At 33.4% G+C, this 16,960-nt stretch carries 13 protein-coding genes and 1 tRNA gene; 8 read left to right on the top strand and 6 right to left on the bottom strand.

Annotation, left to right across the window (positions count from 1 at the left end; genetic code table 11):
* Positions 1–4: 4 nt before the first annotated feature.
* Positions 5–208, top strand: coding sequence for a hypothetical protein (locus IPK91_09560; protein MBK8297503.1), 204 nt, complete (start codon positions 5–7; stop codon positions 206–208).
* Between the two features lie 87 nt (positions 209–295).
* Here IPK91_09560 and IPK91_09555 read toward each other — a convergent pair.
* Positions 296–368: transfer RNA gene (locus IPK91_09555), tRNA-Phe, on the bottom strand.
* 417 nt (positions 369–785) lie between these two features.
* Here IPK91_09555 and IPK91_09550 point away from each other — a divergent pair.
* Genes IPK91_09550 through IPK91_09540 form a run of 3 tightly spaced genes read left to right on the top strand, consistent with a single transcriptional unit; the run spans position 786 to position 2,804 of the window.
* Positions 786–1,592, top strand: coding sequence for a hypothetical protein (locus tag IPK91_09550; GenBank protein ID MBK8297502.1), 807 nt, complete (start codon positions 786–788; stop codon positions 1,590–1,592).
* A 59-nt stretch (positions 1,593–1,651) separates the two neighbouring features.
* A complete protein-coding gene (locus IPK91_09545; protein ID MBK8297501.1) occupies positions 1,652–2,329 on the top strand; it encodes a DUF547 domain-containing protein in 678 nt (225 codons plus the stop codon).
* A 52-nt stretch (positions 2,330–2,381) separates the two neighbouring features.
* Positions 2,382–2,804, top strand: a complete 423-nt coding sequence (locus IPK91_09540; GenBank protein ID MBK8297500.1) for a hypothetical protein — start codon at positions 2,382–2,384, stop codon at positions 2,802–2,804.
* A 259-nt stretch (positions 2,805–3,063) separates the two neighbouring features.
* Here IPK91_09540 and IPK91_09535 read toward each other — a convergent pair whose 3' ends face one another.
* The 3 genes from IPK91_09535 to IPK91_09525 form a co-directional block, all read right to left on the bottom strand.
* Positions 3,064–3,426: a hypothetical protein gene (locus IPK91_09535; protein ID MBK8297499.1), complete on the bottom strand. Its 363-nt coding sequence runs from the start codon at positions 3,424–3,426 to the stop codon at positions 3,064–3,066.
* Between the two features lie 456 nt (positions 3,427–3,882).
* A complete protein-coding gene (locus tag IPK91_09530) occupies positions 3,883–4,734 on the bottom strand; it encodes a hypothetical protein (protein MBK8297498.1) in 852 nt (283 codons plus the stop codon).
* Positions 4,735–5,151: 417 nt separating this feature from the next.
* A complete protein-coding gene (locus tag IPK91_09525; GenBank protein MBK8297497.1) occupies positions 5,152–5,961 on the bottom strand; it encodes a hypothetical protein in 810 nt (269 codons plus the stop codon).
* Between the two features lie 665 nt (positions 5,962–6,626).
* Between IPK91_09525 and IPK91_09520 the strand changes: the two genes are divergently transcribed.
* From IPK91_09520 to IPK91_09505, 4 genes are all read left to right on the top strand, one after another.
* Positions 6,627–7,052 (top strand): hypothetical protein, encoded by a 426-nt coding sequence (locus IPK91_09520; GenBank protein ID MBK8297496.1) that lies wholly within the window; start codon positions 6,627–6,629, stop codon positions 7,050–7,052.
* Positions 7,053–7,674: 622 nt separating this feature from the next.
* A complete protein-coding gene (locus IPK91_09515; GenBank protein ID MBK8297495.1) occupies positions 7,675–9,543 on the top strand; it encodes a T9SS type A sorting domain-containing protein in 1,869 nt (622 codons plus the stop codon).
* Positions 9,544–9,630: 87 nt separating this feature from the next.
* Positions 9,631–12,519, top strand: a complete 2,889-nt coding sequence (locus IPK91_09510) for a CHAT domain-containing protein (GenBank protein MBK8297494.1) — start codon at positions 9,631–9,633, stop codon at positions 12,517–12,519.
* A 221-nt stretch (positions 12,520–12,740) separates the two neighbouring features.
* Positions 12,741–13,193, top strand: a complete 453-nt coding sequence (locus IPK91_09505; GenBank protein MBK8297493.1) for a hypothetical protein — start codon at positions 12,741–12,743, stop codon at positions 13,191–13,193.
* A gap of 67 nt (positions 13,194–13,260) precedes the next feature.
* Here the strand turns inward: IPK91_09505 and IPK91_09500 are convergent, their stop codons facing one another.
* Both IPK91_09500 and IPK91_09495 read right to left on the bottom strand, forming a co-directional pair.
* A complete protein-coding gene (locus IPK91_09500; GenBank protein ID MBK8297492.1) occupies positions 13,261–14,025 on the bottom strand; it encodes a response regulator transcription factor in 765 nt (254 codons plus the stop codon).
* Positions 14,022–16,949, bottom strand: a complete 2,928-nt coding sequence (locus tag IPK91_09495) for a histidine kinase (GenBank protein MBK8297491.1) — start codon at positions 16,947–16,949, stop codon at positions 14,022–14,024. The genes IPK91_09500 and IPK91_09495 overlap by 4 nt, the downstream gene beginning before the upstream one ends.
* Positions 16,950–16,960 lie beyond the last annotated feature (11 nt).

The following is a 16,960-nucleotide window of genomic DNA, read 5'->3' as shown; positions in this document are numbered from 1 at the left end:
AATTATGAAATTACTAGACCTCTTGACCCCTGCCGGATTTCACATTCATATTAATCCAAATCACATTATTCATATACAAAACTCCGGCACAAACAATACTCTAATTCATTTTGTAAATTCTTCAAATACAAAAGAAGGAGTTGCACCCTATTCAATCATTGTTAAGCATACACTGAATGAGGTGTTGGATAAAATAAGCAAGATTTAAATTACTGGCTTTTTATTTATCCTGAATTGAAATAAAAAGGGTAAAAAACAAAACCCTTGTAAATTTTAAACTTACAAGGGTCATTTGTGGTACCTCCAGGAATCGAACCAGGGACACACGGATTTTCAGTCCGTTGCTCTACCAACTGAGCTAAGGTACCTCCTTCAAATAGATGAATTTATAAATTCATCTATTTGAAATTGGGATGCAAATATATATTAAATGTAAAAGACTGGAAAACAAAAACAAAAATAATGAATTCTATAAGCGATATAAAATATAAATAATTGCAAATCAATATATAATGTATATAAAATAAAATTAATCTAAAAAATTAATTCACATAAGATCGTAATAAAAAGCGATAAAAATTGAGAAGGATTTTCAGTCCTCCCGCCCCGGCGGGATGAGCTAAGGTACCTCCAGACACGATGAAAATAAGGATCTCCCATCGTTTTAAGGAAATTGGGCTGCAAATTTAAACCCAATCCTTAAACATTTAAATCAATTGAAGCTTTCTCTGTAATTTTATGCAACATTTTGGAAGCCAATTCATTATATATTTTTAATCCATTTCATGCCTAACCGAATTCTTCAAACTATCCTATTAAGTCTTTTTGGATTGACCCTTTTATTTACCGATAAAAGCACGGATGCCTGCCTTTGGTATATCATTCCCACAGGCATTTTGGCTATGGCCAGTTTCGTCTTAGGTAAATTAATTAATGAGTACTGGTTTACCAAATACAAGCCCGTTTTGGATGATTATGAAATAAAATGGGTCAGTAAATTCATACCCTATTTTATGCATTTAGAGGACGCTAATAAGGTAAAATTTTTATCACAACTGGCACTCGAATTGAAGCAAAGGGAATTTGTTTCAATGACCGATAAAAAATTACCGGAAGAATTAAAATTAATGGCACTTGCACCTGCAGTTCGTTTAGGTTTGGATCTCAACAATCCGTTGGCTGTAAAGTATCACAAAATCGTTTTTTATCATACGGCGTTTCCTTCACCCCAATATCAGTATTTGCACCTATCAGAAACGTTTCATGAAGACGGCGTTTTGATTTTTGCCAGCGATGCATTGCAATCCGCTCACGTCCAGCCCGGCGCATTTTTTAATACAGCACTTTATGAATGGGCATGCGTTTTTATTGAAATTTTTAATTTGCAAGATAAATTTCCACTTGATGATGCAGAATCCTGGATACTCATTGAAAAAATCTTACATACTGAGAAAAAACGCTTACACGATTATATGGGCATTCCAAAATTAAATGTCGCAGCGATTTTAATCTACTGTTATTTAATGTATCCACAAAAATTAGAAGAATCAAGTCCGGATTGCTTTAAGTTTATTAATAGTTTAGTTGATTAATGCGAAATTTTATCATTCTGATTGGTTTGTCTATTTGGTTTGAGTGTAACTCACAATCCTTGTCGCATAATCTATGGAGTGACATTTTGAATTCCAGCGTTGATACCAATGGAAACGTGGATTATAAAAGAATAATGAAAGACAGCATCCAATTAAATGAATACCTTGAAAAATTGTCAAACAATCCACCAAGGCCTACCTGGACTGTCAATGAGTCAAAAGCATATTGGATCAATGCGTACAATGCCTTTACAATTCAATTGATTTTACGTAATTATCCGATCCGTTCAATTAAAGACATTGGGAGCCGCATTCCGTTTATCAATTCAACTTGGGATATTCCTTTTATAACGATTGGATCTGAATTGCTTAGTCTAAATACAATAGAACACCTAATACTTCGAAAAACTTACAAAGATCCTCGCCTTCACATGGTATTGGTTTGTGCATCTAAATCCTGTCCGTCGTTAAGAAACGAAGCCTATACAGCAGGATCACTGGATCTTCAACTCGACGAACAATGTTATAAATTTTTAATGGATCCCGGTAGAAATAAAATTCAAACTTCGGAGTTAAAGATCTCCCAACTGTTTAAATGGTATTCATCTGATTTTAAGAAAAGGGGTGGAATCATTCCATTCATCAATAAATACAGTGAAGTAAAAATTCGAAAAAATGCCCAAATTGACTATTTGGAATATGATTGGTCATTAAATGAAAAAACAGCTCCTAATTAAACCATTTTTTAATTTTAAAGTCTTAATTTAGTATCAACAAAATAAATCTAACATGAAAAATCTATTAAAAGCCATTCAAATCCCACTATTCTTGATGTTGTCACTGACTTTCATCTATGCTGCTAACACAAATTGTCCAGAAGCCCTTCAAGGTCGTTGGGAACAATTGGGAAGTCGCACCGTAAAATTTGGTATGGACCGAGATGAAATTTTGGTGATAGCCAAAGAAGGATTTTTTACCGGATTAAAAATCCGAGTTACTAATTCTGCTTTAAACATGCATAAAATGGTCATCCATTTTGGTGACGGCACCACCCAAGATGTAGAATTAAAAAATAATTTCAAAGCTGGCCAAGAAAGCCGGGTGATTGATTTAGCAGGCAACCGGAGGGTGATTACCAAAATCGTATTTTGGTACGATACAAAAAATGCACGCCAAACCAAAGCGGTCGTTGAACTGTGGGGAAAGCATTAATCAATTACGAATTACGGATTATGGGAACGTAGTGGACATCCCGCGTACTCGCGGGACGAATTACGAATAGAGGAATTAAACCTTGGATTCTAATTTTCGGTAGTAGTTGTGAAGGTGAGGCGGAAATTCCTGTTTGCTCAGTGTATTTATTAAGTGTGTCTTGCTGCAATCATTTGTTAGGACATTAATAATAAAAAAGTCAGTTCAAAAATGAACTGACTTTTTTTATGCTTTACAAATACTATACAGCCAATCGGCTTTAGAGCCAATAAGCCGTATTTAGCTGCTTATTTCGTGTGATAAGCTGGGTTGTGGGTAAGTGGATTGCCACATTTAGCACAATTGCCTGAGCACCGGCACCACCTGGGCAACCTTTGCTGCAGGTAAAATGCCAAACACCTGCTGCATTTTGAGCTGGTTCAGGAGCAGTGGTTGGAGCTGGAGGGGTAATGGTAGTTCCACCAGAAGCATCTTGCGTAGCAGGAGCCGCACCGGCATTTGGATCTTGAGCAGGAGCAGTAGTTTCCGTAGCAGGAGCCGCATCTGCTTTTTTCTCAGATTTACAAGAAACCAAGCAAAGCCCTAATGAAAATAATACAAAATAAAGGATAGAAGATTTCATAATTTGAAGGTTTGTGATTAAGGGGCAAAAATAAGGATCTATTAGGATTTTTTTGAATATATTTTGGAGGATTGGGGGAATGGGATTTGGCCAATGTTTAGGAAAATAAGACCTCGGGAGATGCCTATTCTGGAATATATTTAAAAACAAAAGCCGGTTAATTAGGCCGGCTTGTTTCATGAAAAAAATGATTGTCAAGCAAAGCTTGGTTGTTGTGTATAATAGGTAATCATCAAAGTATGTAAATAGAATATGTACAAATAAGAATAATTAAAATCTTTCATATCTATCCCCAAAATTGTAATTCTCTTCATGTTCTCGCATGCGTCTTTCCCAGGGAATATCTCCTGGAGGGTTTTTAAATGCTGTATTCCTATTTGAGTCGATAACTTTGATTTTAACAACATTCCCCTTTGTATCCCAATTAATGGCACTAATCGGTTCCTATTATTCCCACTATCTAAAATAATGTGAAGCATCGCCATACTTTGAAATAGATGATTCATATTTTCCAGATTTTCGTTCTCGTGTAATAATTTCTTTCTTAGTTGAATCTTTATATATTATGTCGTATTCGACTTTCGGAAAAGACCATACATTAATAGTGCCTTTTCTATCAGCGTTTGATTCAGATACAGAAATGCTATATATTACTTTTTCTTTATATGGATTCTTGGTAACACACATAACGCTCGAATCAATTTTTTCAACATAGGCTTGGTGTTCTTTTGTGGTCCAACACCAAAGATCCATCTTTTTGGGAAAATATGATGTGTTAATTATTGGTTTCCAGTTTGAATCTGCATAAGCAAAACCTTTCTTTGGAATTGATTTTCCGTTCTCCTTTCTCCTCTTAGATGCCCACCATGTACATTCACCATATTGACGGGAAGCGATTGCTGGAACTAATTTCCCAATATTGAAACTAACTGAAGTTGAATTATTTCCAGCTGGTTTTACTGAAATAATTGCTTTTTCTGTAGGTTCACTATTGAAATTTGCTTTGAAAGTTACAACAATAATTGCATCTGACCAACTTTCAATATTAGTAATTGAATATGAATTGACACCAGTAATTTGAACTGCCCCTTTGCTATTTCCAAAACCAGATCCTTTAATTTTCAATTGACTTTTTACAGACGATTCGGTATCTCCAATTATATACCCCAAAAATTTGTTATTATCGTATGAAGTTGGGTAACCCAATATAGTACCTGAAATACTAGTTATTTTTGGAGGTGCTAGCACTTTATTTGGACTATTTGATTCAATGAATAATAAAATAAACAAACAATTAATAAAGCTCATAATAAAATATTTTAAGCAATTAATTCTTAAAATTATGATTTACATTTCGATCAAACATACAACACCGAAAATTTGGGTTATTATTAAATAATTTGGCGCATATTGTTGATGATTATGTTATTGTCAAATCTCACTTGGTTAAGACGTATAATTAAAAGATCTAAATGGTGTTGATATATAACAATATTAGCATGTGTCTTATAAGACTTGATTATAGATTTAATGCAGTATTTAGTTGAAAGGATACGTTTAATTTAACATAAAACATATCCCAAATTAAAATCTAGATTTTGAAACTAAAGGGAAAAATATTTTATTTACTATGAATTAATGCTTTAATAAATAATAAGTTTGAATTTTATTATAAATAGGTTTTGTTTTTATAATATTTTATCAAATGATTTATCAGTAGAAAAGTTAACGAAAAAAATGGGTAGCTTTCATATCATTTGTAGATTTCCCGAAATAGCCTGTTTTTATGATTCTTTTATTTTGCGAAATATGCTCTATTTCAATGAAAGCTTTTGACCAAACATCTGTTTGACCATTTTTGTCAGGATTTGATTCAGATAAATCTATTTCATATTTAAGTATAGGGCGTTTACTATTGCCTAATTGTTTTACATTAATTTTTTCTATAAAGGCAAGTTGAGAGTCTGAAAATTTCCAAATGTCATGTTTCATAGGTTCATAAAATTCATTAATATTTTTGTACTTTGAATCTGTGAAAATTGGAGTAGGTATTGTCTTTCCAAATTCTTTTCTACGTTTTGCTACCCACCAAGTGCATTCTCCAAATTGGTGGGTGCCAACAGATGGAGCAATTTTAAAGTCATGTGAAACATTTTGGCCGTTAATACCTGAAGTTTTAAGGTTAATTATCGCTTTTCTTGGTTGTGCATTATATCCAACTCTAATTGTGAAAATGATTTTGGTATTTGTCCAGGAGATTATTTTGTTTATTTGGATGTCTTTGCAAACAATATTTAATGTGCCTTTTGTAGCACCTGTACCTTCTATTCCAAAGCCACTTCCTTCTAGCGTTAATAAATTTTCCTTCTCTGTATCCCCAATTATGTATCCTTCAAATAAAACGGGATTATAAGAAGTTTGTTTAGCAACATGATTGCCTGTAATTTTATCAATTCTTGTATTCTCATTAATTGAATTCGATAGAAACGAATGTAAATTCGTAACAAATAATGAATTCGATGGTATTTGACCCATCGAGAGGCAAACAATAAATAGATACTTATAGAGAATCATATTTTAAATTTTGATTTAAAATTAATTGCAGCAGCTAGATATATGATAAATCTATAGATGTATTATATAATTCGGCGCCTTTTAATAAAAAATGGATAAATAGTAGAATGATTTTATAAATTCCACAATTAATTACCCATATTTTTAGAATTTACATTATTTTGAACGGTGAACGAATTAAACGGCGTTGAAAATTTAAGTGAAATATGCTAAAACGAACCTTATATTAATTGATAGTTTGAATTTAGATTAGACCTGGATTTTTTGTATTACTATTGAATGTAGGGGGTATTGTTCTCCAAATTTTTAAATTATTCTCCGAATTTTGCGAAACAAAACCTTCTTTGACCCAGAGGTATAATTTTGTTTAGCTTCACAATTTGAGAACCTTCTAGGTTTAAATATTAATGACCTGCAGTATAGGACAGATTTAATCTTAATAGATATGAAATATATTGAAATTACTATAGATCTTTTCATTTTTTCTTATTCCTCCTGAGGGCAAAGTTCTTCGTTTATAATGTTCCAATCGTATAATAGATATTGATGTGTATAAAATTAAAATTGTGAAATAAAGTGATATCTGAATTTATTAAATTATATGACAAATTTAAATCATAACTAAAATGAATAACTTTAAGTTAATCGCTTCAGTGATAATGACTGTCTTTATATTGACGTTTGTTCACGGACAAGATGAAGGACCTATTTCAGAAATGTATTTGAAAGGTAAATGGAATGCTGAGTGCATTATGGAAGTATTAAATCATTCACTTATTCGTAGTTGCGAACTATGTCCTTGGGTGGTTGACCCAAACAATAAAAGCAACGTATCAAACAAAGATATTGAAATGAATTTTGGTGCTGACTCATTAACCTTAAATCATAACGGAGCAATTACAACTGTTCCATACACCAGGAATAAAGACACTCATGCTTTCACTTTCGCCTTGAACAACAGGCAATACTCCTTCCGTGTTTTCTATTACAACAAGCAAAGAATTCTTGAGGACAGTGACGGACTTCTTATGGTTTTGACAAAAGTTAATTAGTAGAAATTGAAAATGCTGCGAACTAACACGCAAGACCAGGCCGCGATGCATGCTCGGACAAAGCGTGTTCGAACTTTAAATGATTCAGCTTCATGGCAAAAGTGCGGTGATCCGTATAATATAAAGAGTAAAGGAAATATTTTTTTTGAAGGGTTTGTTCGATTATCAAAGTGTGGGCTTCTAACGGAGTGTGCGCAGGTGCAAAAAAGGCGAACTGCTATGCAGTGTAAACTTACATTCTTATTATTTGCATTTTTTACAGAGACAGTATCGTATTTAATCACTCAAAAAAATTACTTTGTTAATCTCTACTTCGTTACTTCAATAAATATGACGAAAGAAATTTTAAATCATTTTGATTAACTTTTATTACTGAATTGTTTCATTTTGAAAATTTGAACTTTATGGACTATACATACTTAAAAATTTGAAATGTTACTTTATGACATTTTATAGTCTTTATAATTCTATGTTATTACTATATAAGTATTTGAATAATAAATTTATAATTAGTAAAAATATGTGTGAAAATATATTTAACAGGATAGTAATTTGTATTTTGTTTATTTTATTCTTGCAACCGACCACAGTTAACTGCCAATGCAATAGATTAAAGGATTCATTGTGCCTTGTTGCATTCCATAATTCTGCAGGAGGTTTAGATTGGTTTAAGAAATGGAACCTGAATGAGTCTATGGACAATTGGTGGGGTATCAAATTGAACTCAAACGGATGTGTTACATGTATTGATATGGATGGTATTTTTGATTGCGGCGCACAAGGCAATAGAAAGGGTAACAATTTAATTGGAACATTAAATGATTCTATATATTTTCTTAGTGAGTTATCACAACTTAATCTAGAATACAATAAATTAACTGGAATACTTTCTCCTGATATAGGAAAATTGAAAAATTTATTAGTTCTTAACTTTGGTTTCAATCAATTTAGTGGAAGGATTCCTTATGAAATAGGTACCCTTCCTAATTTATATCAATTAAACCTTAAGAATAACAATTTAACAGGAACCATACCAGGGTCGCTTGGAAATATTCCACTGCAGATACTTTGGTTAGAGAATAATGATTTGTCAGGTTGTTTCAATGACTCGTTAAGATCGTTATGTAATGTATGCTGGAATGGAAATTTTAACAATCCAAAATTGCCATATAGTGGAGGTACATGGACGAATTGGAAATTCATTTTTTGTGGGGGAGAACAGCAAGTAGGAGCACCTTGTAATGATGGAATTACAAATACTTTGAATGACACCATTACTCAAAACTGTGAATGTAAAGGTAAACCTTTGGCGCCTTGTGCAAATTACGATTCTATATATTTAATTTCTTTATATCATAGTACGAATGGTCCCAATTGGATAAACAAATGGAATCTTTTGACTCCTGTTTCACAATGGTATGGCATTAGTCTTAATCCAGGTGGTTGCGTTAGTGCAATACAATTAAATAATAATAATCTTGTGGGTGTTTTACCAGATAGTCTTTTTGAAATACTTGACCTTGAGAAATTAGAACTATCTGGGAACTTGTTATCTGGTTCTATCTCAAATTCAATCAATCAATTAAGAAATTTAAAATTATTAGATTTATCTAATAATTTATTAAATGGATCGGTTCCACCAGATTTAGGTGACCTTTGTGAATTAAAGTCAGTTTTTTTAAATAATAACAGGTTTATTGGAAGCCTTCCTATGGATCTTGTAAAATTATACAATTTAGATAGTTTCAATGTCAATGGTAACTTTTTTGAATCAACTATTCCTCCAGTTTTTTCAGTATTATGTAGTATTAATTACATTTTGTTTAACGACTCAAATCAATTGAATGCATTTCAAATGAAGTGCAGTGATCAATTTTGGTTGGACCAAGCAGATGATTCTTTAATTCTTAATTTGCCATGGCTGATGAAGTTTAGAGACGACGTGAATTGTGATAGTTCATTTTGGGAATGTTCAAGCTTAGAGAATTTAGAAATTGGTTTATGTGAAGTCAGAAATGTACCTTTCATTTTTATTAGTGGTGGATGCAAATTTTTGGAGCAAAAAATTACTTGGGTAAATTTATACACCACAAATGGTGAAATTATTGAAACGATTACTAAAATTGATAGTTTTAAATATATTAAAATTGGGATATTGCCAGTAAAGGAAATCGATTTAATTGAGTTTGATACTTTATGGCATTGTTTAAAAAGTATTACTTCGACAAGTTCAGCAAATGAAGGTTTAAAAATAGAAATAAAATGTGCCCCTAATCCAGTTAGCAAAAATTTAATTTGCAATATTCCTGAACTTTGGGGCCTTGTAAGTATTAATGTATTTGATTTATTTGGAATTAACGTTTTAAATTTTAAAGAAATCAGCTGTGGAAATGTTGTTATAGATTTTGGTGATTTGAGAAATGGAATGTATATTATGGAGATAAGTAATAATAAATCAAGATTTGTTACTAAAATTTTGAAATCTGACTAATTGTCCTGCAATTATTATTTACTAATTCTAATTTTTACTTATACAATTGTAGCGAATTTATTTGTTATTGCATTCTAAGGTTCTTGAATGAAATTTACATACTTATTTTGTCTATTTTTTTATACTTTTTCTCTTTTCAGTCAAAGTAGTTCTATAGCTGTTAAAGCTGAGCTTACTCTTGTTAAAAGCCTATTAGATCAAAACAATCCTGTAAAAGCTTATAAAACATTAACTACATTGGTTAAAAATTCAACTAGCTTTTATCAAGAAGATAGCCTTATGATATATAGTTTGATGATTCAATGCCATGCATCTTTAAAAGATTATGAAGCCGCCATCAAAGATTATCAAAAAGCGCTTACACAACAAATTCAGAATGATACTCTTCTCGGTCAGATCCACGATCATATGGGTCGTTCGTTTTATCAACTAGCTGATTATTTAAGTGCAACGGTCCATATTCTTGAAGCACGGGATTTATATAAAAAGCTATACAGCAAAGAGGATAGTTTATATATCTCTACGTTCAATACACTTGGTCTTATATATGCCAGCCAAGCACGTTACAGCGACGCTGAAAAAGTTTTTCAGGAAGCAAGACAAATAAACCAGCGGAAGACTGGCGGTGGCAATATTCAATATGCCCGCATCATTAATAACCTTGCGGATGTTTATTGTAAGTTAAACCGATTTGATCAAGCAGATGGATTGTACACTATTTCACTTAGGATAAAAGAAAAAATAAGCGGTGCTTTTAGTAAAGATTATGCAAAGACGCTCTACAATCTAGCAAATTTTCAGGCAAGTTTGGGAAGATATGAAAAAGCAAAAAGTACAATTCTGCAAGGCATTGCAATTTATGACAGTTTAAAAGATACCAAATCAACAGAATATTTAAAATTTCTTGACAACCTTAGTATTCTGACTGAAAAAACAGGAGATATAAAAAATGCAGAGCGATTGTATTTAGATGCCTTAAAAAGAAGAGAGCTTGTTGGCACTATTAAGTCCGCTGAGTATGCAATTAATCTTAGTAATCTTGGCAAGTTGTACCTTGATCAAGGAAAATCAGAAATAGCATTTCAATATATTGAAAAAGCGGTCCCGCTTACTGCAAGTATCTATGGCAAAAATCATCCTATTTATGCAGGGATATTGATCTCAATGGCAACCATTCAATCAAAACAACTGAAGCACGATCAGGCTAAATTAAATTACGAAGAAGCTATCCGAATAATACAAAAAACCTTAGGAAAAGATCACATTGAATATTTTCATTCTCAATTTGAATATGCAAAATTTTTGCGAAAAACTGGAAATAAGGAACAAGCCATTGCGCTTTTTCAAACTATTGAAAAAATACCCCGAAATTTTTTAAAACGAGCTACTCGATTTTTATCAGAACTGGAATTGGATGAAAAAATTAAAGAGTACAAATCATTTATTTATGAAATTTATAGCTTTCAGTTAGCAAACCCTCAAGACAAAAACCTTGCTAAACTTGCATATAATATTAGTTTATATTATAGAGGATTTATCCTTAGTAATTTGCAGCGCATACGCATAGGAATGGATAAAGCCCGTTTCGTTGCCAATTCTCGCGATGAAGTAATTTCCTTGCATCGACAATTGGAGTTTGAATTAAATAAAGCCATAGGTGAACGGGCTAATACTACAGAATTAGAGCGAAAGATTTCTGAAATGGAAAGCCAAATTTCACATACCATTGGATCTTTTTCAGAGGAGTCTATGGAATATTCTTGGGAAGACATTCAATTTGCTTTGAGCGAAGGAGAAGCAGCAGTGGAGTTTATTTCATTCCCAGTTGGATTATCTCAGGACACTGTGTTTTACGGAGTGCTCTTAGTAACAAAATATGCTGACGCACCCCAATTCATTAGCCTGTGTTATGAATCCGAATTTGAAAATTTATTAAAATCCAATACCAATCGAACAGCCGATTATGTAAGTAGTATTTACAATTTTTCCAGTCGTGGTGCTATGGCATTAGGAGAGAAAAAACCTTCACTTACAGAATTGATCTGGACACCTATACGCGAGCATTTGAAAGAGATTCAAAGAATTTATCTGGTACCCGATGGCTTGCTAAACCGGCTAAACATTGCCGCCCTACCCATTTCTTTAGAAGCTGTAGTTTCAGATAGCTTTGAAATTATATTAATGAGTAGCACAAGACAAATTGTCCCAACAGATGTTCAAATTCTAGCATACTCAAATAAAAATTGTTTGGTAGTTAGCGGGGTGGATTATGATATTGAATCAACAGAAACATTTGCAAGCAGGAATTCAAATCCCTCCACAGCAGGTACTCAAACAAAAACTTGGACTGCCTTGCCATGGGCTGAAAAAGAAGGTGTTGATGTTTCTAAATTATTACAATCCAATGGATTTAAGGTTGCTTCTTTACAAAATACCATCGCTACAGAAAAAGGAATTTTTGATAGTTTGGAGTCCAAGAAAAACTGGAGAATTCTACACTTTGCAACGCATGGTTATTTCAATACTTCAAAAAACCAGACTCCGTCTTCAAATTTTTATGGATCCGGTATGATGAATAGTGGGCTGGTCTTATCTGGTGCCAATAGTTTTCAGTCAATCCAAAACGATACCAAGACGGAAGACGGACTATTAAGTGCTTATGAAATTAGTCATCTTGATCTATCCCAAACAGAATTGGTTGTGCTTTCAGCTTGTGAAACAGCTTTAGGTGATCTGAAAGATATTGAAGGGGTATATGGCCTTCAAAGGGCTTTTAAACTGGCAGGTGCAGGACAAATGATCATGAGTTTATGGCAGGTTCCAGATCGTGAAACCAAAGACTTTATGTTGAGCTTTTATAAAAATTGGATTTCCGATACCTCCAGCATTCGAAATGCATTTAAAAAAACACAATTGGAATTCAGGCAACGATTTGTAAATCCCTATCAATGGGCTGGATTTGTTTTGTTGGAATGAAGGGGAGTTGATAGCTGATAGTGGTTAGTTGATAGTTGTCTATCGTCCATGGTCTTTAATCGGTTAGTCCAATTAACAATTCTGAATTCTTTGTTCTAATTCGCCCTTTGAAAAATACTTGCTTTTTTATAAAAAGTACTATATTCAAAGTGACAATATTGTATAGGTTCACTATCCAGTAGTTAATTTTTATAATATAAAAAAAAATCCTCATTTGCTTTTTGATTTTAAGTAATTTCCGTAGTTATAGTCAAACTCAAATAGCTTGTGATCGCAGTTCAGATAGTTCAGAGTTAGTTAAATTTTATCAAAATTTTAATGGTAACCAGTGGAATATTCGAACGAATTGGTTGGTTCAAGGAAGGCCCATTTCTACTTGGTCAGGAATTTTATTGAATGCAAGTGGTTGTGTTGAAGAAATAAATCTGGATAGAAATAAATTAAATGGCGTGATTTTCGATTTTAATTTTCCCAATTTGCGCAAATTGAATATTGATTACAACAAGATCCGCGGGACAATTCCTGACTTTACAAAGCTTTCTGAATTAAAATTATTAAATTTAGCACACAACGAATTAACTGGATCCATTCCCAATTATTTCTCATTGGCAAAATTGACCAACTTGGATTTAGCAAACAATTTATTAGATGATAGCATCACCTTGATTAAGTAAATTAAAAGATAGAAAATTAATACGGCTACTATTTTGATGAGAATATTTGAATCACAAATTGCATTTCTCACCCTCCACACAACCACCTCTTCAAATCCTCGCCGCCTCTGCGCGAAGCTAATATGGGATCTTGCCAATTGTGAAGGATGAGGGTTTTACTTTGATGTATATAGGATTTTAAGTAATTGAGATTTACTAAAATACTTTGACTCACCGTGAAAAATTGAGGATGCTCCAGTAAGAGTTCTTTGAAGTACCCTAAATGACGGGAGGATACAATGGGATTTGAATGTTGTGTACAATATATCTTCGTTAATTGCCCTTCGTGTGAAGATTGTAAAAATAAAATTTGATCTAAATCAAGCAACTCGATTTCTCCTTTGATTTTAGGCACCCGTAGTTTGTTGCTGTGAAAACCTCTAATCGGAATTTTGTCTTGTACTTGAGATTGCATGAGATTCTGCTGATGGATTGCCTGATCGATGCTGATTTGCAATTTCTTGCGATCAATGGGCTTGGTTATATATCGGAGTGGATAGTATTCGAAAGCTTTTAGGATTCTGTCTGAATCTACATAGGCAGTAATAAATATAATGAGTTTCGGACAATACAATCCTTGATTATGTAAATAGTCCAGCAACTCAAACCCATCGTGACTTCCTAAATTAATGTCCAATAACAAAAGATTGGGTTGAACTGTTGGGATTTGTTTTATAGCTGAAGTATAATTTTCAGCAAATCCAGTTAAATGCAATTGAGGAAAATCCTCCTGTATATATTTTTGAATCAATTCCCGGGGATCGCACTGATCTTCTACGATGTAGTAATTCATGACTTTATTTTAGGATAGCTGATTTGTACCATCGTGCCATTTTCATTGCTGGATATTGACAAGCTGATATCAATACCCATGGATTTTAATAAGGCCAGCCGCTGCTTTACTATTTCTGCTCCGGATTCTTCTTGTTTTCGTTCGCGATGCATGCGCGATCTTTTTGCTTGGTCAATTCCAATTCCATCATCTTCAATGATAACATCCAGGCTGTGTTGATGCTCGGTGAGTATAATGCGTATTCTTCCTTTTCTCGATTCCCGACCGTCAATACCCCAGACGACCGCATTTTCAACATAAGGCTGTAAAATTAATGGAGGTACACACCATTCTGTTGCATCAAACGCTGGTGGCAATTGAATTTTCCAATCTAAATTTCCATTGTGCAATACATTTTGCATTTCTAAAAAAATACGAATTATTTCTAATTCCTCATTGATGCGGATCAGACCGCCTTGTTCATTGCTATTGATACTGCCAAGAAATTTTCGTAAAAAATCGGCAACCTGTAATAATTTTTCATTGGCACGTTCTGTATCCTGGTAACTGACAGAATTTTGTATGCTTGTTAAGAAATTACTCATAAAGTGGGGATTGATTTGAGCAGTCAGCATGCGAGCCTGGTGATATTTACTTTCTTGCTTAAGCAGGTGTACTTTTTTCTGACTCATTTTATAATGATAGAATGCATAGATCAATCCTAAAATGAATAGTACCAGTATGCAACTGACTAAAATTGGAAAATAGGGTTCTTTCCAAATTTGTTGTTCTACTTTGAATTTTAATAAAGCGGCTTTACCAAGAGGATTGTTTTGAAGTTCATCCCAATTTGTTTCCAATTCCAAATTATAGGTACCAGATGCAAGTTCAGGTAAAATAAAATACTGGTATGGAAACCAATCACTCCAGCCTGTTTTATTTTGGATGCGGTATCGAAATCTGCAATCAACTGGGCGGTTGGTGCCGATGAGGTCAAATTCAATACTAATCCCTTTACCATTTTTACAAGTAAGTATGTTGGATTGATAGGCTATATATTGGCCGTTTAATTTCGTAAACTGTATGCGCAATGCTTCTTCATCATGCCATAAATCAGTTACGGGTATTACACAGAGGCGGTCAAAGGCACCAACATAATAATTAGAGCGGGAATCAACATAAGCTGCATTTTGATCTGGCATCATACCCGGAAAACCATTGTTATAATTGAATTCGCGATACTGTGTTTTATCTTTCAGGTTCCAAACTGTGATTCCTTTATTGTGACTAATCAATAAAAGACTGTCTTTATAATTAGTCAGGCTGCTAATAATGTTAGTATTTAGAATTTCTAAGGACAAGGAATAAGTATTTGAACGAATTCCAAATTCCCATACACCATTATAGGTGCCTATATAGAAACTGGTATCACTTGCCTTGCATATTGACAGTATTCCTTTAGCCAAACACGCTTCATTTGGAAAATACTGAAAGTTTTTTTTCTGAATATCATACTTGATCAATCCTTTCCTGGATCCTGCCCAAATCATTCCTTCAGTGTCTTCATATAAACAAAGTGTATGAAAACTTAAAAAATCTTTATGATCCCATTTCACAAATTCTAGTTCCTGCGTAGTTGGATCATAAATAAAAAAACCACCTCTTTGAGCTCCCAATAATTTATTAATTCGTGAGGACCAACTCAAGAATAGGGAAGCTGTGAAATCTGGATTTTCTTTTGATAGTTTGGGTATTAACTGAAGCTTATTATCTATAAGGCTGTATATTTCATTTTCTCTATAAAGGAAAACCCTACCTGTTGCGTCCATGCATGGATGAAAATACCAAAGCTCTTTTGAACTAATTCGTTGGATGGAACCATCCGGTTTTATCAAAAAGAGTCCATTTAAAAAATCTCCAACAATTAGTTCATGGTTTTTATTTTCAATGATCGCCCAAGGAAACGGAATGCTATCTTTATTATAAAATAAAAATCCTGCCTTTGAAATTTTAATCAAGCCCCGTTCCGTTCCCAGCCAATAATTATAAGAATCTATGCAGAGTGCTGTGATATCGGGTTTACCTCTTTCATTTTTAAAAAAGGCATGCAAATTCAAATTTTTGTTATTCAAACCATTTAATGCATTCCAAAATAAAGATTCCCTCCCTTCGTTTGGAGTATAGATGTATTCCCCCTTTTCAAAAAGTACAGGTATTTTGGCAATCAGGCTATCTTTTAGATCGTAAATCAAAGCAATACCGTCCTTAAAAGTACGGTATAAATAAGTTCTCATTACTGGATAGGATCCCAGTTCTTCGGCTTGATAATTTTTAAAAATTCTGACCGTATCCTTATCATAAACTCCAATTGAAAAACTGTTAGCCAATACAGTATAAAATTTATGTGTAAATGGGTCATAAAATATATTGCGCAATGGTTTTCCACAAAGGTTTATCAGGTTCCTTTTGCTAAAATTACCATTGGAGAAAATGTTTAGTTCGCTGTAACTGTCAATGAAATAAAAACTGTCCTTGTAAAATGCTGAACAAACTGCATCATGAAGGGCGGATTCAAATTTATAGGCCTTCCATTCGACGCCATTGTATATGGTGAGTCCATCTTTAGCGATAGCCCATATACAGTGACTGCTATCTTCATAGAATTGATGGATATCGCCATAGATTCCCAATTGCGCTACATCAAAGTTTTCAAACGATTTGCCATTAAATCTTGAAACACCACCCTTAGTTCCAATCCACAAATAATTGCGCGTGTCCTTAAAGAGTGTAGTGATTTGAGGATGTATGAGTCCTTCGTGGGTGGAGTAGGTTTTGGAATAGGGGGATTGCGCGAAAGATGAAGGCAAGCTTACTAATAGCAAACTAAGCAAGACCAATCCCCACTCAACAAGTTTATGAAAAATCGATTCAAAACCAGGTTTCAATGTTTATGCTA

The organism is Saprospiraceae bacterium (assembly GCA_016712145.1).
Taxonomy (GTDB): Bacteria; Bacteroidota; Bacteroidia; order Chitinophagales; family Saprospiraceae; genus Vicinibacter.
This window is presented reverse-complemented; position numbering and strand designations above follow the sequence as displayed.